Raw genomic sequence first — 21,095 nt, 5'->3', positions numbered from 1 at the left:
GAGCGGAATCGCAGGCGAGGAGGTTCGATTAACTCTTTGATCCACAGCCTGATGGTATCTCAGTTGCGGATCATCGCTACCGCGGCGCAACCGGCTCATTCTCTGTGGAACTGGATGCAGCGTGAATCCGACGCCGCCAGCGAATAGCCTGTGTCAGTTCAGCACCCAATTGCTTGAGTTCGTGCCGCGATTCGGCATCACGAGCTCCGACAAACCTCTCACGAACCATCACCCACAACAATACGAGTAAGAGTCCGGCTACGCCGCCGGCAGCGGCGGACAGAAATCGCCTTGGTCCAGTCCGCACCGTCGGCAAAGAAGGCCTGTCAAGCACGGAAACAACCGGCACATCTTTCCGGGCATCAAGTTTGGCCATCTCGAGCTGCTGGCGAAGGAACCCGTAGCCCTGGGTGATGAGTTCCACCTCGCGAGAGAGCTGAGCTACAATCTTGGAGACCTCGGGATCATCGCCTCCGATCCAATTGCGATTCACTCTCTGGAATGCTTCCAGGCTGTCCTCTGCGGCCCGCAGGTTCCGGGCGGTTTGAGCCACCTGCGTTTCAAGATACCTGGCCCGTTCACCGGCCTGGGTGCGGCGGCGGTGCATATTGAAGTCGTCGAGCTGTGTAATATACTCCTCGGCGATCTGTCGGGAGAGCTCGGGGCTAGTAGTTTCGACTGCCAAGGATATAACGCCGGTCTTCTTGTCCTTTTCCACAGTCGTGATCCCGGCCAGCGCAAGGTGCAGATAGTCAGGGTTTTCAATCTTGAAGTATTGGTTTAGATAAAGCGTCCTATGTCGTGCATTTACAGAACATTCATAGCGACGTGCCAGAACAGCATCAGCGACCGCGCGCGACATGAGAATAGTTGGAAACAGCTCAGACGAGCTTTCATCCTGCGAGGTCAGGCTGGAAAGTCCGGCCAGACTTTTGAGATCGGCCATCTTGTCAACTTTGCCGGTCGGCAGCAGCGTGGCACGTGAAGTATAGGTTGAGGGCAACAGAAACGCGATGAGTCCGGTAACGACGGCCAGGCTAACAGATACAATCATGAACCTATACCGGTATTTCAGGAGCACTCTGGCCAGGCGTATCATCTCGTTCGTGCCGTTTCCATTCCCCTCCGGACATCTGTTCGCTCCGGGTGTATCTGTCAAAACCAGTCTTCGTGACATCTTCTTCCCTGTCTCACTGTACGATTCTTGTTTGCATGGCAGGCATCGGCCTGTTTGCACGTGACACGGTACTGAGTTTGTGGTACTCGAACCAGGCGAGTGCCGCCAACAACCACACGTGCAGGTAGTAAAATTCGGGTACGCTGATCATTATCATGACGACTGAAACAGCTGTTGCGGCGAGGAGTCCGCGATGGTACGGTGTCTGTGCGCCCAATCGGACTACCGGGTACACAAGAAACCACAAGAAGGCTATAAGCCCCACCACACCAACGTTCACAAGCAGTGTGGTGAAACCGTCGGTCGAGCGGATATAGCCGAAGCCGTACCCGAACATCATGTGCAGGATATCTGAATTCGCGAAGAACTGCCAGGCGTGTTGGAAATTGCTCATACGATCAATCCCCGACATGTGCTCCAGCCGAAATTTCTCCATGGCAAAATCCACCAGGCTGGCAACCGTATTGGGAAACACCAGCCAGAGCGTGGCCATGAGACCCATCGCTCCGAGCAGGAGTTTACCCAGACGCCTGGCCAGGAGGCTCTCAAAAAGGGCCAAACAGAACAGGCCTATATACGCAGTCGTAGACGTTGACAGTACGGCAGCCGTCAAGAGAACAATCCAGAACCGGTCCCTCAGAAAATAGAACAGGGCGACAAAGGGAACGACCGAAAAAGCGAACATGGAGGCTTCTCCGGCCAGCGACTTCATCCGTGGAATAGTCAGGCCGGCAAGATCAAATGTCTGGAACGTGCTATACGTGCGTTCGTCGCCCGTGATCCGGTTCGAAATGAAATCGACGTTACCGCCGGTCAACAGATATCCGATGAACTCATAAAATCCGAATGCGACAAAGAATACGAGTCCCGCCCGCACCAGTTTCATTACCGGTTGGGTCGTTTCTACCGTTTTCAGGTATCCCAGCGTGTACAGGAAAAACAACACACAAGTGGTCAGATATAGTCCCTGTGTGAAAAGGCTCGAGCGCAGGAGAGTTACATTGGCGTTTTCCAGCGAAACGAGCACCAGATTGTCCAGACGCGGCGCATACGCGAGATTGAGTAACTGAGAGATTCCCACATACACCGTAAACCCAGCGACAAAGCAAACAAAAGGTGCTACCACCTGAACGCGGGGCCGTTCGATCACGGAGAGTATGAAGCCCTTAGCCGCCTGCATCAGAATTAGCAGATATGGAATCAGGAGTCCCTTAATGGCTGTAGCCACCACGACCGACTGCACCAACATGGTCAACAGCGAGAGATTGAAAAGGGCAATCCCCGACCAAGTCCGAGTCAGTTGTCCCGGCTCAGATATCAGGTTCCCTGCGCCAACAGCCGTTGAAGTCGTGTTTTCCGGACGTAGCATATCACAGAATTCTGTATCAAACTCCGTGCCACCAAATGTCCTGTCGGGAGAGATATAATTGAATAGCATTCAAGGCGTTACGGGTCGCCGCATACCTCCCGTTTACGAAGCCGGCCAAATCGCGACGAAAAGCGAATGTTTTTCCAGCTAATCAGGAAGAAAGTGCCGGGTGCGACCTGGCAACGCCACCGAAGCGGGTGTCGATCACCTGAGTCATAAACTGGTGAAACTCGCGCTTGAAGCGAACCCCCGAGAACTTGACGGCCTGGCGTCGAATGCGGCGTGGATCGAAAGAGTCGCCGGCGGCCTCGAAGCGGTTTATCGCATCGACCAGACTCGGGACCGTTTGTTCATCGAAGAACAGCCCGGTTTCGCCATCAACAATCGTCTCAGTCGCACCTCCTCGCCCGAAGGCGATCACCGGTGTGCCGCATGCCTGGGCTTCAACAGGGACAATTCCGAAATCTTCCTCAGCCGCAAAAATGAACGCCCGAGCCCGCTGCATCTGTTCGCATAGTATGTCGAACGGTTGGTGTCCGAGCAGGTGAACGTTGGGGCTGGCCTTTCGCTTGACCTTCTTCCACTCGGGGCCATCGCCGATCACGACAAGCTGCTTATTCCGCATGTGAGAGAAGGATTCCACGATCAGGTCGATCCGCTTGTACGGAACCAATCGGGAAGCTGTGAGATAGAAATCCTCTTTATGCTCGCGGAGGGAGAATCGATCGACATCGACCGGTGGATAGATGATGGTCGCCGGCCGGCGGTACACTTTCATGATTCGTCGGGCGATATATCTCGATATAGCGATGAACTCATCCACACCGTTCGCCGTGCGGTAATCCCATTGGCGCAGCCGATACAGGAGCCAGTGCGCGAGCATGCCGCGCAGACCGTTCGAGAGCCCGGATTCGGCAAGATACTGGTGTGTCAGATCCCATGCATATCTCATAGGTGAATAGCACATGCAAACATGCAGTTGATCGGGACCCGTAATTACCCCTTTGGCAACCGCATAGGAGCTGGAGATCACCAGATCGTAACCCCGCAGATCGAATCGTTCGACCGCCAGCGGCATGAGTGGCAGATATGAACGATACTTGTATCGGGCAAACGGCAATTTCTGAATGAACGATGTCGTCACCGGTTTGTGTAGCAAGAACGAACGCTCAGCTTCCGGAAGAAAATTACACAACGAATACAGGTCGGCATCGGGGTACTCCTCAAGCATGTGCTCCAACACCCGCTCGGCGCCGCCGTACGTGACAAGCCAATCGTGGACAATCGCCACCTTGAGCGGACACCCTTGTCCGCGCAGGGGGGGTGTAGCGTCCTGATACCAACCCGTGGAACCAATGCGGTCGTGTAACTCCAATCTGTTCATCTGCTACTCGCTCATTCCGGAAATACTCGCAGTCACTTCGGACACGGCTGGCCGGTCCAGTGCGGCGCTCTCGCGGTTAAGGATCGCTCGGTACACACTTTCCAACTTCTCGATATGTGCCGCCATGGTTGGAGGCTCTGTCCAATACCGGTCGTATGCCTGTCGCCCCATCTCGGCAGCCTGATCCCCTGTCGCCAGGTGGCGGATCTTGTCGGCCAGGTCCTCCTCATCACCGCTCTTAAACAACAGGCCGGTGACATTGTCTACCACAGCTTCGCGGGCCGCACAACCATCAGATACGATGGCCGGTACCCCAAGAGCGGCCGCCTCAAGAACGGCAAGACCCTGTGTCTCATAGCAGACCGGTGAGTACACGAGCGCGCGGCTTTTGCGAATCATCTGTTGCACTTGCAGCGGTTCGAGCCAACCGGTGATCGCTGCGCCCGCGTAACCTCTGGCGATCTCGTCCCGTTGAGGACCGTCCCCCACAAACAAAGCGCTGGCTCCAGCACGTGCTGCCGCACGCGCGAACAGCATTGTCCCTTTCTCTGGAGATAATCTTCCGACCCACACGAACGTCTCAGAATCGAGCGGTCTGGCGGGCAGCTGCCGCTCAATATCGACCGGGTTGGGCAAATCGAAAATCGTCGCCTCTATCGGAAGATATGGCCCCATGATTTTCCGGCTGAACAACGAGACCGCCGCGAAGTATCGTGTGCGAGAGGGTATCCCGTTTAGGCGGTTCTGGATAGTCTGACGGGCGACCCGGTACAATTTGTGTGCATAACTTTTTTTGTCGCAATGCGACAGCAGGCAGGCTGCAGACATCGGTTTGAGGCTGCACGACAGATTGGTCTGAAAGTTGTAGAGTCCGCCGTTCGGACAGACCGAAAAATAGTCGTGCAGGTGAACCAGTACCGGAAAGCCCGCGTCGACGGCCGGCCTGATGACCGATGCCGACAGACATTTTGTCCAGCCATGCAAGTGAACGACCGTCTGTTTGGCAGAGAGCCCCTCAAGCTGTTCTTTCATCGCCCTTTCCGCTTGACCGTTGCGGAATCCGTGCAACGCAGCCCGAAAAGGGTTTCGGTCAACAGCAATCTCTTGTTGTCCGGTTAGATGCACGTGGACGCCGGCTTCTGTGAGACGCGTGTCGACAGGTCCTACTCCCGCCATGAAGCTCACCCGATGACCTCTCGCCTGGAGCGCTGCTGCTTCGGCTATGGCCACTTGCGCCGTGCCGCCGTTCACATAAGCGAAGTCGTTTACGATCACTATGTCGAGAGGCGCATCTGTTTGTGGCGTAGAGACAGACTGCGATGCTGTTGTTCGATCTTGCAAGCTGCTCAGGTTCACGAGATCAAAGCTCCCGTCATCCGCTTGACAGCTGGAGTCGTGATCTGCCGGACAACGTCATTAAATGCAACTGCCAGTTTCGTAAGATTCGCCTCATCGAGTACGCATCGGTCAAACACCGGGTCAGTCCAGTAGGCATCATAGGAATGAGCCAGCATTTCGGCCATTGCCCGGATGTCATGCTCAATGTCTCTGTGATTGTTCCGTAGAGTTGACTGGATAAGGTCCTTCAGACCGGTAATATCGGGACAATGATGAACAGACGATAGTTTGCCAAAGTACATCGGAGCAAAGGTAATGGCGGGGATTCCCAGCAAGGCTGCCTCGTATGCCGGGGTCCCGGACACAGTAAGCACCAGCGATGCCTGCTTGTACACTTCGAAATTGGACACATCGTGTCGGATCAGCTTCACGTTGGGAAGCTGCTTCAGTTCGCGAAAGAAACGGCGCCCTTTCAGACCGAGGAAGTTCGGATGTTCTTTCACCAGCAGCGTCATGTTGAACGGCAGAGCACGCCGGATATCCTTGATCAGGTTGAGCTGGTCGCTCACGTATGGGCCGAGGACATCAATCGACGCTTCCGGCTGGACATGAAGCGGATAGAATGCCAGCCGCTCCTGAATGTCATTGAGCTTGTCATACCGATAAAGGTGCCGTAGATAAAACCCATTGATAACTCGACCGGCAAGCACGCGGGCTCGGCTTGACAAGCGGTGGTGCGTGAGGCCGTGGCGATGGCCGGCCGCCACACGCGTAATCCGGTTCCGAGTGCTCCTGGCAACATACGACGACGTGACAACTCTGGACCGCTTCAGCTTTTCGAAATAGTATGGAGTCGGCCTTGTGGCTTTGTATTCGGACAGCAACCGTGAGGCGTCCTCTGCACCGCCACAGCCCTCCCCTCCGATCAGCTCATCCGCACGGTATCCCGAGTTGAAGATCAGCCGCCCGAGCGGAAACCGCATATCTCGCGGCGCCAGAAACGGTATCCCCAGCTCGCGGCATATCATGGCTGTCAGCAGTTCGTTGGCATTCGTGGGTTCGGCAAAGACAACGTCGATCCGTCGCGACAAAAGGAAGTTCTTTATGTCCCGGTAGTAGAGGTACATGTACCTATTCGCCACGACCTCGGGCACCACGCGCGCGAAGCGGTCCATGAGCATGAGTTGATTGACCGTAAGGTCGTTGCGCCGCTCGCAACCGACAATCTGCTCCTTGATCGCAGCCATCGAGTGAGGATGAACCGCTTCGTTTCGCGTATACACCAACTCGCATATGTTATCTCGATCGATTCCACGCGACGCGAGCCAATCAGTCCATCGCTGGTCGGTGGTGATCCAAAACACACGATGCCCCTCGGCCACCAGCTTTTCAGCCACACCGTGAAACAGGACTGTCAGGTCGAAGATGGATGAGAACAGGATGTTTTTGTCCCCTGTTCGGTTCAGCCTGTCGGCGGTGACCAGGTCAGCGCTCCAGCGGCGTCGATTCAAGCGCCACCTCCGCTTCGATAGATATATCCTGTACGACCGGCCGAATTGAACTTTTCGCCAGATCTTTCTTTCGATAATGAAGCAATAACGCTCCCTTTGCAGTGACCAACGTTGCCATTGCACAGCAGGTTGCTGTCGCAGCCCCCGCCAGACCGAAGTCCGGAACCAGAAAAACATTCGCCATCAGCCCTACCGCAAACGCTCCAAGCGTGCTGAGTACTAGCGCTTTATCGCGACCACGGACATAGAGCGCATAGTGCGGGATATCCGCCAGCGCAAACAACCCAGTAGAAGCCAACATGATCCAGAAGATAGACAGATTCACCGCATACACCTCTTTGCCTACCAGCGACAGAACCGGATGAATCAGAGTGGCGGCGGCAATCGTCAGAACTACTACCGCTGCGGCTATTCGTACTGCCAGCTTCCGCATAAGGTCGCGGTACTCCCGCGTTTTGCCGGACTGATACGCGGCCACAATGCGAGGGTACATAATCATCGTGATACCGGTAAACGCAAACACCTGCACCACATTGGAGAAACCGGCGAAGAACGTGTAGACCCCAACGGTCGCTTCGCCATGATACTGCTGAAGGAAATAGCGATCGGTATACTGTACCCCCAGAAGAGCTGCTGTCGCACTGAGGTACGGCAGTGCTACTTTCAGGCCCCGCCGAATCCAGCGCCAGTCCACCGGGACAGCACTCACGTGACGCCAGCCAAGACCTCGCAGATACCAGAGACCGATAATAAGACCCGTGACAATGCCTGCGGACCAGCCAAACCATACGTAGTCAAGCTCGACTCGCCGTGAATGCACAAACGAGAGCGCCGTCACAACAGCAAGTAAAACAGTGCCTCGTCCAAACAGCACAAGGTTTGCAGCGACTGGGTGAGACATCGCAACCAGAAGTCGGCCCACTTCAAGACAGAGATGCTCAAGGACGAGAAGCCCGTAGAACCACCCGACCAATCGCCAGTCCAGAATGCCGCCCCAAAAGACAATCATCAGCGCCGGCAGAACCAGCGCATAGGCAACGCTGTGGAATACTAATTGATCCCGTATCAGCGGCAGCCGCTCCGGCTCGGGTCGGGCCAGTAACTCGCGGGTGTTGTACACGTAGAAGTCCATTCCCACCAGATAGAGAGCGATCGAGATCGAAACCGCCATCAGTCCGTAAATGCCCATGTCGGCAGGCGTTGCGTGCCGCGCGATAAGCATCATGAGCGCGAACTTCGAGGCCAGCGTAAGGCCGCGGAGGACCAGGTTTGTCAGACTGGTTTTCAACATGCCGAGACTACCCCACAAGCTCCCAGCTCAGGGCTGTCCCCCTGGCGATGTCACGCGTGACGCGCCTGCCAAGCACGACGTCATAAAACTTTGGCTCAAGTCCCAATCCGGGTCGAATCGATCGGACGTTATCGGCGCTCAACTGCTCCCCCGCGCGCAGATCCTTCACGATATAGAGTGAGCGGCGAAATTGGAGTGATTTCTTTTCACTTTCGGTCGGCCCATACTGAATCTTCCCCAGCGCCTGCCAGGCCCGCTCTGTTTCCTGTACCAGCGTTCGCAGCTCTGATGGCTCCAATGAAAAGGCCGAGTCCACGCCGCCGTCAGCCCGATTCAGGGTGACGTGTTTTTCTATGAATGTCGCGCCCAATGCTATCGCTGCGGTCGCCGCACCGAAGCCGAGCGTGTGGTCGGACAGACCAACCTGTACGTCGAACAAGGCGCGGAGGTGTGGGATTGTTCGCAAATTGCTGTCGACCGGAAGCGCCGGATAGCTGCTGGTGCATTTGAGTAAGATGAGATTGTCACAGCCGTATTGACGACAGGTACGAACAGTCTCATCGAGTTCGGCCACCGTGGCCATGCCAATGGAGATGATGACCGGTTTACGCGTCGCGGCGACCCGCCTTATGAGAGGCAGGTCGGTACATTCGAACGACGCTATTTTGTACGCGGGGACATTCAGTTCTTCCAGGAAGTCGACCGCGGTTGAATCGAACGGCGTGCTGAACCCAACCATGTTGTGTCGGCGGCACCGTTCGAAAATCGGTTCGTGCCACTGCCACGGCGTGAAGGCCTCGCCATAAAGCTGGTACAATGACTTTCCGCGCCACAGGCTGTTGGTATCAGCAATATTGAACTCGGTGGCGGCGCTGTCGACCGTCATCGTGTCCGGTGTGTACGTCTGGATCTTCAGCGCATGTGCACCGGCATCGGCGGCGGCATCGACGATGGCCAACGCTCTGTCGAGCGACTGGTTATGATTGCCCGACATTTCCGCCACAATAAACGGCGGTTGTGTGGGGCCAATGACGCGCCCACCAAGAACAATTTCTTTCATGTCGTTACTCCCTCAGACAGGTATTTCTCTGTCAATGAGTCCTTCAGGCTTGCCCAGTGTTCGGCAAAATGTGCCATGACAATAATGTCCTCATATCGACCATTCTTGTGTACATGAGCAATGAGCCGCCCTTCCTCAAAGAAACCCAAACGGCGGTGTAGGCGAAGGCTCGCCTCATTAAAGGCAAACGCTTCACCGGTTACCTTTCGCATCCCGAGCGATCCAAACGCGAACTCCATGGCAAGGATCCCCAGCACCGTACCCAAACCTTTCCGGGCACCTGGCTCACCAATATAGAACCCCCAACGGCAGCGTTCGTCATGTCTGGCAAAATCGCTGAAATTCACAACGCCCAGAGGCCGCTTTTCGCATTCAAACAGCTGCGGTACGCTGGAACCGTCGGCGGATACCCCGGCAAACCAGGCCGCGTGCTCGTCGGGCGTGATAGTATGATCGGTGTACATGTTCTGGCGTATGTGCGGCTGGTTGCGCCAGTGAAGAACCAATGGCAAATCCGATTCGGTCATCGGCCGAAGTTGTATGTCGTCACGCGCAAACACGTGATCGCTCCTCCATCCGTGCCACCACGGCGTCCGGTCCTTTCGTTCGCGAGGTCAACTGCAGACCCCTCGTCGACATCGCGATCAGATATTCGGGATCGAGCACAAGCTGGTTGATCTTACGAGCTATGCTTTCAGGCGTGACATCCGCATACCAGCCAAGATTTTCCAGGCATCGTTCGCGCTCGAGTGACTCAGTTTGCAGTATCTGATTGCCGGCCACCATAATAGTCAGCGTTGGCAAGCCCAGGTATAACCGCTCCCAGGTCGTTGTGCCGCCCGCGCCAATTGCCAGATCGGCTCGCAGCATAAGACTTGCCATGTCCTGTACATTGTCGTGAAGCCGACAGTTCACCTGGTTGGTGGCGAGATACTCCAGTTCGTTCATGCAGGGGTTTGCCTGGCCAACGACAACATCGATCTCGAGATCATGGTGTTTCAGTGAGCCGAGCGCTCGTAGAGTCTTGGCAGTCTCATTGGTCCGGTCCACGCCGCCGAAAAACACGAAGATTCTTCGGATTCTCCCATCTCGCGTGGCTTGCAGGTTTCGTGCGGCCAGGAACTCAGGTCGCAGCAGCAGATACCGCGGTCCCAGAAGTGTCGTGCAATCGAATGGCACAAGGTGTCCGTATCGTTCACTGGCATTAGCGAAATAGCCCGTGTCGAGCAACAGGTCGCAGCAATGGATGCGGTCGGCCAGGTCATCGATCACCATGATATTCCCGGTCATCTTCCGCATTGGTTCCTCCCATGACGCATCCAGCCAATAGTGGTCTACGATAAGCCAATCACAGCCGGCTGAGGATCGACCGAGTAGTCGAGAGGTATCATGCAGGTCATCCGCTATAGAAGCACCCAGCCATCGGCCGGCAAGTCGATTTGCTTCGTGTGCATGGCCGAGGGTGGTATCAGGCAATCGGTGCACAGAATACCCTCGTTGCGCTATCAGGTCACACAGGTGCCCCGGCAACGCGCGACAGATAAACTCCACATCATGGCCTGACTTGGTCAGTGCACCGGCCAGGGTGAGGCAGCGCATGACATGTCCGGTACCAATTCGTATTGAGGCATCGGTTCGAATCAGGACTTTCATCGAGCGACCTCCGCACGTGCCGGCCGCGCCTGGTTGGCCCCCGAACCAATGTGTGCGTTAATGGAGATCAGGTTGGGCTCCTGTTCCAGCAGCTTCAAAATATCGGCAGTTCGGAAGCGTGGATTCCGTGGGTACAGCGTTTCGTACACGCGACTGACGAATTCAAAGTCTTCTGGCTCATCGACGGTCCATCGGTGGTGCGACATATCTTCCACTTGAGTCAATTGGCAGAGTGAGAACTGCAGTGGGTGTGTGTAGATATAGGGTGTAACGTGCTCACGCTCACCAGCCAGCTTAGCGTGGCGGTAGCTCGTCTCAAGTGCTTCGAAGCTGAACACTTCCACATCCAGTCCTCGAGGGAATGTCCGTTCTACACTATTACTCACATAGTCCGCTCCACCGCGCTGAAAGAGGACAATAGCCTGATCGATTATGTCGGGATCGGCCAGCGGGCAGTCCCCGGTCAAACGCACGATCGTATCACCGCCGAACTGTTGCGCGCATCCGTAATAGCGGTCGAGCACATCCGGCAAACTCCCGCGGTAGCATGAGATGCCAATTGTCGAACACAACTGCTCAATTGGGTCGTCGTCTTTTTCGGTACTGGTGGCTACCGCCAATGTGTCGATCATCGTGGCGTCCGCTACGCGTTCGAGCTGACGCGCCAGCATGGGTCGGCCCAGGATCGGCCTGAGCACTTTTTCCGGCAGGCGGGTCGAAGACATGCGGGCTTGAAGAACTCCGAGTACCATACAATTGTTTCTCTCTAACAGCTGGACGCTTCTTGTCTGATCGGGTCGATGGCGGCAACATCGGTGGCATCGGCGAGCAGATCTCTCAGCGTCGTCACCACGCGCTCTATATCATGGATGGTAAGTTCCGGATACATGGGAAGGCTCAGAGCCTGCGCGTAGTATTCTTCGGAAACCGGAAAGTCGCCTTGTTTGAAACCGTATCGCTTACGATAGTACGGCTGCATTGGGACCGGAATATAGTGAACCTGGGTACCAATGCCATGACGGCGCATTTCAGTCATCAGTTTAGCCCGGCTCACGCCACGGCGAGCAAAATCTATACGGACGACAAACAGATGAAACGCATGCCCGGATACGGACGGATCATGCAGGGGTCGAACTGTACCATCGACGAAGGCCTCCTGTAATTTTCGGCTATATGCCCGTGCCAACTCCTGACGCCTGGCAACTGACGCATCCAGACGCTGCAACTGACTTCTGCCAAGGACTGCCTGAAGGTCGGTGAGTCGATAGTTGAAGCCGAGATCGGACATTTCGTAGTACCACGGATTCGGCTTTCCGTCTGGCGCATACGCCAAGTCGGCATTCACAAACTCATTTCTGACAATACCGTGGCTTCGAAAGCGGCGAAGGCGTTCTGCCAACTCGGCATCGTTGGTAGTAACGGCTCCCCCTTCCCCCATGGCCACGTGCTTGACCGGGTGGAACGAGAAAACAGTCATGGCACTATGTGTGTTTGAACCGACCGCGTGAACCGAACCCTCAATTCCAATTGTCGCGCCCAACGCGTGACATGCGTCCTCGACAACAACCGCGCCATGTCGGTCGGCCAGCCGCGCGATACGTTCAATGTCGCACGGAAGACCGGCAAAGTGCACAGGCACGACCGCCTTGATCCGCCGGGGAGTATCGTGCGCAAGCAACGTTTCGAGCCGGTCCGGATTCATGTTCCCGGTGGCGGCGTCGATCTCCGCGAATAACACTTCGGCGCCGGTATAGCGAGCACCATTGGCGCTGGCCACGAATGTATTGGGGCTGGTAACGATCGCGTCTCCGTCGCCGAGTCCGAGGGCAAGCATCGCCAGATGAAGCGCCGCCGTGCCGCTGGAGCATGCGACTGCATATGTGGCCCCAATCCTGCAAGCCAGGTCGTGTTCAAACTGCTCGATCATCGGCCCCTGAGTCCACCAGTCCGATTGCAGCACTTCTATAACCGCTTGTATGTCACCAGGGGTCACCGACTGCCGTCCATACGGCAGGAACCCGGGGTGCGAATTGCTCAGCGGCATTGCAGCGACTCCTTCGGGGCATGGACGGTGATCAGTCTCTTCTCCCAACCGAAGGTCTCGCCTTCGACCGAGAATTCGGGGTCCAGGTGGGTTCGAATGAGATGTCGAATCTGCGGGATGGTCAACCAATCGCTATTGGCGCCGCTGCAGTAACGAAAGCCATCAGGGCATCGCGTACCGTGAAACAGCTCTGTAAAGGAACCGATATTCCAGTGAGGTGTAGGGGGGAGAATGACAAAATAGTCGCCGCACTCGACGGCGTTCATGGCATCGGTTTCGGTTATCATCTCCTCGTGAAGCTTCTCGCCTGGGCGGATTCCCACAACCTGCTGTGGCGTGTTCGGCGCTATGGCCGTGGCCAGATCGGTGATCCGATACGACGGGATCTTGGGCACATAGATCTCGCCTCCCCACATGTTGGCGATGGCATGCAGGACGAGGTTGATACCCTGCTCAAGGGTGATATTGAATCGTGTCATGCGCGGGTCGGTGATCGGGATGAAGGCGTCGTTGCGGCGCTGGAGAAAAAACGGAATCACGCTTCCCCTGCTCCCAATCACATTGCCGTACCGGACCACCGCAAAACGAATGTCCCGACTTCCCTTGAAGTTATTGGCCGATACGAACAGCTTGTCGGAACAGAGCTTGGTCGCACCATACAGGTTGATCGGAGCTGCCGCTTTGTCGGTCGAAAGAGCCACGACACGCTGGACATTGCGATCTATGGCCGTCTCGATGACATTCTGGGCTCCCAGAATATTGGTTTTGACGGCCTCAAAGGGATTGTATTCGCAGGCCGGCACTTGCTTGAGCGCCGCGGAGTGGATCACGATGTCGGCCCCCTCCATCGCGCGAAACAGCCGCTCCTTGTCGCGGACATCACCTATGAAGAATCGCAATTGCGGGTATTTCGATACGGGGAATTGTTGCGCCATTTCGTGTTGCTTGAGTTCGTCTCGCGAATAGATGACCAGCCGCTTTGTCTCTGGAAATCTCGCCAATACGGTTTCGACGAATTTGCGGCCAAACGAACCAGTGCCGCCGGTAACCAAGACTGACTTACCTGAAAACATCGATCAGACCCTCTCTCCTCTTCGCGGTGTGAATCTGCTGCGGTATGATTCCGCCCTGCTGGGCGTCGAATGACGGCACAGAGCAAATGAGTCAGACCGCCGACAGCGACACGCAGGGGAAACTAAAGACTGGTGTATGATGCGTCCTTGCATCCAATTTTCTCCACTTAACCAGGCAAAATGCATACAAGATTCGTGCCGTTAGGTGACAAACAAGTCACACCTTAGCGCCCAACGGGTTACGACCCACGAAAGTTCAAGAAGGAGCAAGATCGTACCAGGGGCATCGACTAACCCGGAAAGGAATGGTTAGCGGTGCGGGAAAATGATTCCGAAAAATAGGTGGGTGCGATTGACGACTCTTATGATCGGGTCCTGAAAGGCGAGTTGGGATCGTCCTCGTGTCGAATTTCGTCGATCTCTTCAGTCCGCCCCGGTCCAGCATACAAGCGGTTGGGCAAGTTGATGACGTAGGTGTCTTTCGACCCGACATTCTCGTAGGCGTGTACCACACCAGGTGGAATGAGGACAGCGACCGCGTCGTACTCTTCAAAATCCATTACCCAGGAAACCCCCTTAGTGGGCGAGGCAGATCGATTATCCCACAGATACAATCTGACGTCAGAAGGTCCCCAAAGCACAAAGTAGTCGGTCTGGGTACGGTGCTCGTGCGGTCCCCGAACTGCCCCCGAAACGAGCATGGAAACATAGCCCATAGCGGGGAATTGCTCAGCCGGAAGTTCGTCTTTTCGAAACAATTCCATGAGCCAGCCGCGATGGTCCGAATGCCGCATGAGCGTTCGGATCTCGACACCAGGAATTGGACACTCGATCATGCCAACAACTCCCGTTTGTATTGAGCCAGGAACTCGCCAAGGGCAATATCCCAGGGTCTCATAAGGTCCATACCGGCTTTCCGTAAACGAACGTTTTCCAACACCGAGGACACCGGGCGGGGCACGCCGCCCCAGAAGTCCTGTGCCTTACATGGCTGAATCTCTGCCACAAGTGCAAGCTCCGACAAGATCAGTTTTGCCCATTCCAACCATGTAGCCGATCCGTTCGCGGTGGCGTGCAGGACTCCGGATAGATCATTCTCGACCACAGTTCTAGTCTGCCGTGCCACCTCAGCCGTCCAGGTAGGCGTTCCTGTCTGGTCCTCGATGATGCGCATCGGCGCCACAGTCTTTCCGGTGCCACGCGTCTCCTGCTGCGACCTGGCCCCTTGCACTACCGACTTCACAAAGTTGCTTCCGTAAATACCATACAACCAGGCCACCCGCAGAACGACAGCACCCCGGCACAATGCAAGGACCGTCCGTTCGCCCGCCAGTTTGCTTTGGCCGTAACGATTAACCGGATTGGGAAGATCTGTCTCTGTATATGGTTTGCACTTTCGGCCATCAAAAACGTAGTCCGTTGAGTAACATACGAGCGCAGCGTGTGACTCCTCACAGGCTCTCGCCACGTTCCCTGCTCCGGTGTCATTGACGCTGATTGCGCCTGCGGGGTCCTTTTCGCACGCATCGACATTGGTGACCGCCGCAGTGTGCAGAACTACATCTGGTCTAATCGTGCGAATGCAGGCGAACACTTTGTCCGAATCGGTGACGTCCAGATCGTGACGATCGACTCCGAGCATATCGAAATCGTCGCTAAGGAAGCGCATCAGTTCTGTACCGAGCCGGCCGCGGCACCCGGTAACAAGGACCCTACGACGAACGGTCATCCGCCTCCCGTAATACTCCGTCCAGGTATGTCTTGTAGCTGTTATTCGTCATTTCAGATACCAGTTTTTCGAATTGTGACCGCTCAATATACCGCATGCGGTACGCGATCTCTTCGATGCAGGCGATCTTGCGACCCTGGCGTTTCTCGATCGTCGCGATGAAATTCCCTGCCTCCAGCATGCTCTCGTGCGTACCGGTATCGAGCCACACCATACCGTGTTCGAATCTGACGACCGACAACTGGCCGCGGTCGAGGTACGTGCGGTTGACGTCAGTGATCTCCAGCTCGTTTCGATTCGACGGCTTAAGGGCCTTCGCTATGTCCACGGCCTGACCGTCGTATAGGTAGAGGCCAGTGACAGCATAACTCGATTTAGGTTGATCCGGTTTTTCCTCAATCGAAAGCACATTCCCATTTCGATCGAACCCCAGCACACCGAACCGACCCGGATCGGGCACACTGCATCCGAATATAACTGCACCTTTTTGGAATCCAGATGCGATGGCATGAAAGTCAAAGGTACCGTGAAAGATGTTATCACCAAGGATCAGCGCAACCGGATTGCAGTCAATAAACTGCTCGCCGATGATTAGCGCCTGCGCTATACCTTCAGGTTTTGGCTGTTCGGCATACGTGAACCGAAGTCCAAGCTGATGGCCATCGCCGAACAGGTCGCGAAAGCGGGTCAGGTCCGCCGGCGTGGAGATGATCAGAATATCGCGAATACCCATCAGCATGAGTGTCGACAACGGATAGTATACGAGCGGTTTATCGTAAACAGGCAGCAGTTGCTTGCAGGCAGCCCGGGTGGCGGGATAGAGCCGACTCCCGGCCCCGCCGGCGAGGATGATCCCTTTGGTGATCCCTGATGGCGTCAATCCAGCCTCATCGATCAGCATACATCCGTTCGTAGTATTTCTGATACTCTCCGGAGGCACATGCGGTCAACCAATCCTGATTCTCCAGGTACCATTTCACCGTCCGCATAAGTCCTTCATCGAGAGACAACCCCGGGCTCCAGCCCAGCTCGTCTCGTAGTTGGCTGCAATCGAGTGCATATCGGCGGTCGTGCCCTGGACGGTCACTCACATATTTGATCAGACTCTCTGTTTGACCTCCCCCCTGCTCCCGATCGATCAAGCGACACAGACGCGTGACTAATTCCACGTTCGGTAACTCGACATTGGCAGCAACGTTGTAGGTGGTACCGACACGACCACGGTGAAGAAGCAAATCAAGGACGTTGCAACAATCGCTCACATGCAACCAATCGCGGATCTGCTGTCCATCGCCATAGATCGGGAGTTCTTTTCCGGCAATACTGTTCAGAATCATCAGCGGAATCAGCTTCTCAGGGAATTGGTATGGTCCGTAGCAATTGCAGCATCGCGCCACGACCGTGTCCACACCATACGTCCGGTGGTAGGCGCTCACCAGATTGTCAGCGGCTGCCTTTGAGGCTGCGTATGGTGAGCTTGGTCGAAACGGGCTGGTTTCGACAAACCGTCCAGATTCACCGTCCGACCCGTATACTTCGTCTGTGGAAACGTACACGAACCGCATCCGTCCGGTCTTCGAACTGCGCTCTCGCACCATTTCCAGAAGATTGAACGTACCCACTATATTGGTTTGAATGAATGCCGCAGGACCAATGATGGAGCGGTCAACGTGTGTCTCGGCGGCCAGGTGAATTACGTCTGTGAAGGCGTACTTCTCGAATAAGGCCCGAAGAGACGCAGGATCGCAAATGTCCACTTTCTCAAAACGGTAGCTGGGGGCGCGCTCGATCTGACGAAGATTGGCCAGGTTTCCTGCGTAGGTAAGACAGTCAATGTTGACAAACCCGTAGTCCGGATATTTCGATACCAGGCGAAGCAGGAGATTCGAGCCGATGAATCCTGCCCCGCCCGTGACGGCGATACGCCTTTCATATCCGGACAGCAACATCAGAGATTCCTACTGTTCATGGACGATGGCGGGTGAAGAAGCCGGCGAAGGGACTCGAACCCCCGACAGCCTGATTACAAATCAGGTACTCTACCAACTGAGTTACGCCGGCCGGCTATTTCTGAGCAGAATAAACGCAATGACTGAATGAGGTTCAAGCAGATTCTGCAGCGTTTGCGCCCTTATGAACGCACCTACACTTTGCGCTTCCATTTTACCCCCTGGGGGGTATCCTCGAGGACGATCCCGCGGCCAAGCAGGTTATCCCGAATTTTGTCCGATAGCGCGAAGTTCTTCTGCTTGCGTGCCTCCGCGCGTTGTCGTATCAACTCCTCGATCTCGGTATCGAGCGATACCACCCGGGTCTGCAGGTTCAGTACCGTATCAAATCGCCGGATTGCAAACAGCGCCTTGTCCCGTTCGTCCTCCGAAAGGCGGTTCTCCGCTTTGAGCCGATTGATGTCACGGATAAAATCGAACAGTACGCCAAGAGCCCCGGAGATATTGAGGTCGTCGTCAAGGTTCTCTTCAAATCCCTTCAATGCGGCGCTGATAGTCATCTCGGCGGAGCCATCGGACCGGCCGCCCGCGAAATCCGAGAGGTTGGCGATGAAGTCGTTATAACGCTCCAGCGCGTGACGCGCGGCATCGAGTCCTTCAAACGTAAAGTTGAGCTGTTGGCGATAGTGAGTCGCCAGCAATAGATATCGCACGACGCTGCCGGAATACCCCTTGTCCAGAATATCGCGCAGCGTGAAATAGTTGCCGAGCGACTTGGACATCTTCCGCCCCTCGACTATCAAGTGCTCGCAATGCAGCCAGTAGTTGACAAACCGTTTCCCGCTGGCCCCTTCCGATTGTGCGATCTCGTTTTCGTGATGCGGAAACATGTTGTCGACACCGCCGGTGTGAATGTCGAAGGTCGTGCCGAGATACTTCTGAGACATAGCCGAGCATTCCAGGTGCCAGCCGGGTCTCCCCTTGCCGATCTCGGTTTCCCAGAACACATCGCCATCGGACTCATCATGTGCTTTCCACAGCGCGAAATCGGACACCGATTCCTTCTCGTATTCGTCGGCCTGTACCCGGGCGCCGGGTTTCAGCCCTTCCATATCCAAATTGGCCAGACGCCCGTAGGGAGGGAATGAAGCGATCTTGAAATAGTAATCGCCGTTCACTTCATAGGCATGACCTCGTTCGACCAGTTTCTTGACCAGCGCCACCATCTCCGGGATATGGTCGGTGGCGGCTGGATATATCTCGGCACGCTCGATGCCAAGATTGTCCATGTCTTCGAAGAACGCCTTGATATACGGCGCAGTGAACTGCTTCAGCGTGACTTTTTGCTGAATGGTCCCCTTGATGATCTTGTCGTCGATATCGGTCAGGTTCATGACCTGGGTGACCGTATACCCCTTGTATTTGAGGTAGCGGCGGAGTAGGTCCTCGAAGGTATAGGCGCGAAAATTGCCGATATGAGCAAAATTGTAGACCGTCGGCCCGCACGTGTACATGCGTACTTCGCCCGGTACGATCGGCTTGAATTCCTCCTTCACCCGTGAGTAACTGTTCTTGAATACCAACGGCATGCCCGTTATGCCTCCGTCAACCCTTTGACCGTCCTGTTATCCAGACGCTTGATCAATTCCACTATCAGCTTGACCGTATTGTCATAATCGGCGCGATTCAGAATCGCGTTATGGCTGTGGATATACCGAACCGGCGGCCCTATGACGATAGACGGGACGCCGATCCGACTGATATGTATGCGACCGCCGTCCGTCCCGCCCCGTTCCATGTAGGTCAGGTGAAACTTCATCTTGTTCTTCTCGGCGGTCTGGATAACCAGATCGCGGAGACGGATATTTGGTATCATCACCGCATCATACAGAAGGATCGCCGGCCCGCCGCCCAGCTTCTCGGAGCGGCTATAGCCATCGGGCGGCATATCAAGTGCAATGCCGGTATCGACCACGATGCACACGTCGGGGTCAGCCAGATGCGCGAGAGTCTGGGCGCCCCGGATACCGACTTCCTCCTGCGTGGAGGCACAGCCCAGCACGGTATTGGGGTGCTTGACTTTCTGCAGACGGCTGATCACATCTACCACGATCGCGCATGCAACGCGGTTGTCAAACGCTTTGGACATATACATGCTCTGGTTGCCGAGAATCGTGAACTGACTGTCCGGGATGATCGGATCGCCGAGTTTGATCCCGAGCTTTTTCTTGACATCGAACTTTTCCTGGCAACCGACATCGATGAACATATCTTTGATATCGAGCACTTTCTCGCGTTCGGGTTGAAGGAGCATGTGGGGTGGTTTGCTGCCGATCACACCGAGGACAGGCCCTTTTGCGGTGATGATACGCATCCGCTGGCCAAGCGCCACATGACCCCACCAGCCGCCGAGCGGCAGAAACTTGATATATCCTTCCTTGGTGATCTCTTTCACCATGAAGCCGATCTCATCCAAGTGCCCCACCACCATGACCTTGGGATCGGCCGCTGTCCCCTTCTTGCGCCCAAGGATCGAGCCCATCTTGTCATACTGAATCTCGGCTACCTTCCCCTTCAGCTCGGCGGCCATGAGAGCGCGCACGTCGTCTTCGTATCCGGAGACGCCGTTGGCCTCGGTGAGTCGTTTCAGAAGCTGTTCAGTTGTATCCACTGTAGCACCTCGTGTGTAGTTTGAATGCGCCAACCTGAGGCGGATCGTTCATCAATCATGTCATGAAAACGGAATATAGGATGTGCGGATTCGCGCGTCTACTCAAATTTCGATATGGAAATGTAGTTCCGTCAGCGTGGCCACCTTGCGCACGGACTCCGGCATATCGGCCGGGTACTCGCGGCCCTCTTTTACGCGAAGGATGGCCGGCATCCCGACGGCGGCAGGGCCAAGAATGTCCTCGACGTAGCGGTCCCCTACATAGACGCACTCCGATGGTTCGGCTCCGGCCAATTCGGCCGCTTTCAGGAATATATCGGGATGAGGCTTGCGCAGACCGAACGTTGAACTGAAAATGGCGAAATTGAGGAATGGTTCGATACCGAACCGTCGTAGCTCTCGTCGATGCGCCCTCTCGGGAAAGACCGTATTGGAGATGAGACCGATAACACCGAACCGAGCCTTGAGCAATTCAAGAGCGGCTATGGTATCATCGTAGATATAGAGCAATCGATCCACCGGCGCGTAGTAGGCATCGAAGAATTCATCGAGCCTGGGCGACGGGAAATTGATCTGGAGTGCATCCAGGTAGACGGCCGCAACAGTCGGGACATCCCACTCGACAAGTGTCTCAGAGGCGGCCTTACGATAGGCCGACTTCGCAGACTCAAAGGCGGCGTGAAATTCCGCCTCGTCGGGGACCAGATACCCCTCGGCAATCAGGAATTGACGGGCACTCTGCGAACAAAATTGGTTAAGCTGGTCCCACGAGACTACTTCGTATTCAATGAGCGTAGAACCGAGATCAAATATGATCGCCCTGGGCTTGAGTTTCTGCATGAGGCG

Annotated in this window: 19 protein-coding genes and 1 tRNA gene; all 20 read right to left on the bottom strand. The window is 55.5% G+C overall.

The genetic code is table 11. The features are described 5' to 3' along the window. Window positions 1-76: 76 nt before the first annotated feature. The 20 genes from AB1644_00385 to AB1644_00290 all read right to left on the bottom strand — a co-directional run bounded on the left by AB1644_00385 (window position 77) and on the right by AB1644_00290 (window position 21,089). Window positions 77-1,099 carry a Wzz/FepE/Etk N-terminal domain-containing protein gene (locus AB1644_00385; protein MEW6049516.1) on the bottom strand — a complete coding sequence of 341 codons (1,023 nt, stop codon included), beginning with the start codon at window positions 1,097-1,099 and terminating at the stop codon, window positions 77-79. Window positions 1,100-1,190: 91 nt separating this feature from the next. Beyond that, window positions 1,191-2,546, bottom strand: coding sequence for a hypothetical protein (locus AB1644_00380; GenBank protein MEW6049515.1), 1,356 nt, complete (start codon window positions 2,544-2,546; stop codon window positions 1,191-1,193). A gap of 151 nt (window positions 2,547-2,697) precedes the next feature. Then, window positions 2,698-3,930 carry a glycosyltransferase family 4 protein gene (locus AB1644_00375; protein ID MEW6049514.1) on the bottom strand — a complete coding sequence of 411 codons (1,233 nt, stop codon included), beginning with the start codon at window positions 3,928-3,930 and terminating at the stop codon, window positions 2,698-2,700. Window positions 3,931-3,933: 3 nt separating this feature from the next. Next, window positions 3,934-5,181 carry a glycosyltransferase family 4 protein gene (locus AB1644_00370; protein ID MEW6049513.1) on the bottom strand — a complete coding sequence of 416 codons (1,248 nt, stop codon included), beginning with the start codon at window positions 5,179-5,181 and terminating at the stop codon, window positions 3,934-3,936. A 101-nt stretch (window positions 5,182-5,282) separates the two neighbouring features. Next, window positions 5,283-6,779: a hypothetical protein gene (locus AB1644_00365; GenBank protein MEW6049512.1), complete on the bottom strand. Its 1,497-nt coding sequence runs from the start codon at window positions 6,777-6,779 to the stop codon at window positions 5,283-5,285. Beyond that, the gene (locus AB1644_00360) at window positions 6,754-8,070 is read right to left on the bottom strand and encodes a polysaccharide biosynthesis C-terminal domain-containing protein (protein ID MEW6049511.1); all 1,317 of its coding nucleotides are present in this window, start codon (window positions 8,068-8,070) and stop codon (window positions 6,754-6,756) included. The genes AB1644_00365 and AB1644_00360 overlap by 26 nt, the downstream gene beginning before the upstream one ends. Window positions 8,071-8,077: 7 nt before the next feature. Continuing rightward, on the bottom strand, window positions 8,078-9,130 hold the full coding sequence (gene pseI, locus AB1644_00355; GenBank protein MEW6049510.1) for a pseudaminic acid synthase: 1,053 nt from the start codon (window positions 9,128-9,130) through the stop codon (window positions 8,078-8,080). After that, on the bottom strand, window positions 9,127-9,657 hold the full coding sequence (pseH, locus tag AB1644_00350) for a UDP-4-amino-4,6-dideoxy-N-acetyl-beta-L-altrosamine N-acetyltransferase (protein ID MEW6049509.1): 531 nt from the start codon (window positions 9,655-9,657) through the stop codon (window positions 9,127-9,129). The genes pseI and pseH overlap by 4 nt, the downstream gene beginning before the upstream one ends. Window positions 9,658-9,676: 19 nt before the next feature. Beyond that, window positions 9,677-10,783 (bottom strand): UDP-2,4-diacetamido-2,4,6-trideoxy-beta-L-altropyranose hydrolase, encoded by a 1,107-nt coding sequence (gene pseG, locus AB1644_00345; protein MEW6049508.1) that lies wholly within the window; start codon window positions 10,781-10,783, stop codon window positions 9,677-9,679. After that, window positions 10,780-11,535, bottom strand: a complete 756-nt coding sequence (locus AB1644_00340) for a glycosyltransferase family protein (GenBank protein ID MEW6049507.1) — start codon at window positions 11,533-11,535, stop codon at window positions 10,780-10,782. Before AB1644_00340 ends, pseG begins: the two co-directional genes overlap by 4 nt. A 14-nt stretch (window positions 11,536-11,549) precedes the next feature. Then, window positions 11,550-12,827, bottom strand: a complete 1,278-nt coding sequence (pseC, locus tag AB1644_00335; GenBank protein ID MEW6049506.1) for a UDP-4-amino-4,6-dideoxy-N-acetyl-beta-L-altrosamine transaminase — start codon at window positions 12,825-12,827, stop codon at window positions 11,550-11,552. Continuing rightward, window positions 12,818-13,900: a UDP-N-acetylglucosamine 4,6-dehydratase (inverting) gene (pseB, locus tag AB1644_00330; GenBank protein MEW6049505.1), complete on the bottom strand. Its 1,083-nt coding sequence runs from the start codon at window positions 13,898-13,900 to the stop codon at window positions 12,818-12,820. The genes pseC and pseB overlap by 10 nt, the downstream gene beginning before the upstream one ends. 362 nt (window positions 13,901-14,262) lie before the next feature. Further along, complete coding sequence (locus AB1644_00325; protein MEW6049504.1) at window positions 14,263-14,736, bottom strand: dTDP-4-dehydrorhamnose 3,5-epimerase family protein; 474 nt, start codon at window positions 14,734-14,736, stop codon at window positions 14,263-14,265. Further along, window positions 14,733-15,629, bottom strand: coding sequence for a dTDP-4-dehydrorhamnose reductase (gene rfbD / locus AB1644_00320; GenBank protein ID MEW6049503.1), 897 nt, complete (start codon window positions 15,627-15,629; stop codon window positions 14,733-14,735). The genes AB1644_00325 and rfbD overlap by 4 nt, the downstream gene beginning before the upstream one ends. Beyond that, window positions 15,613-16,530 carry a glucose-1-phosphate thymidylyltransferase RfbA gene (gene rfbA, locus AB1644_00315; protein MEW6049502.1) on the bottom strand — a complete coding sequence of 306 codons (918 nt, stop codon included), beginning with the start codon at window positions 16,528-16,530 and terminating at the stop codon, window positions 15,613-15,615. Before rfbA ends, rfbD begins: the two co-directional genes overlap by 17 nt. Beyond that, a complete protein-coding gene (gene rfbB / locus AB1644_00310) occupies window positions 16,517-17,578 on the bottom strand; it encodes a dTDP-glucose 4,6-dehydratase (protein ID MEW6049501.1) in 1,062 nt (353 codons plus the stop codon). The genes rfbA and rfbB overlap by 14 nt, the downstream gene beginning before the upstream one ends. 39 nt (window positions 17,579-17,617) lie before the next feature. Further along, a tRNA-Thr gene (locus AB1644_00305) sits at window positions 17,618-17,690 on the bottom strand. 82 nt (window positions 17,691-17,772) lie between these two features. Then, window positions 17,773-19,167 (bottom strand): cysteine--tRNA ligase, encoded by a 1,395-nt coding sequence (gene cysS, locus AB1644_00300; protein ID MEW6049500.1) that lies wholly within the window; start codon window positions 19,165-19,167, stop codon window positions 17,773-17,775. A 5-nt stretch (window positions 19,168-19,172) separates the two neighbouring features. Further along, window positions 19,173-20,249, bottom strand: coding sequence for a M42 family metallopeptidase (locus tag AB1644_00295; GenBank protein MEW6049499.1), 1,077 nt, complete (start codon window positions 20,247-20,249; stop codon window positions 19,173-19,175). A 102-nt stretch (window positions 20,250-20,351) separates the two neighbouring features. Continuing rightward, the gene (locus tag AB1644_00290) at window positions 20,352-21,089 is read right to left on the bottom strand and encodes an HAD family hydrolase (protein MEW6049498.1); all 738 of its coding nucleotides are present in this window, start codon (window positions 21,087-21,089) and stop codon (window positions 20,352-20,354) included. Window positions 21,090-21,095: the final 6 nt, after the last annotated feature.

Source organism: Candidatus Zixiibacteriota bacterium (assembly GCA_040753875.1).
GTDB lineage: Bacteria > Zixibacteria > MSB-5A5 > GN15 > FEB-12 > DATKJY01.
The sequence above is the reverse complement of the archived record's forward strand: the minus strand, read 5'-3'. Positions and strand labels throughout refer to the sequence as shown.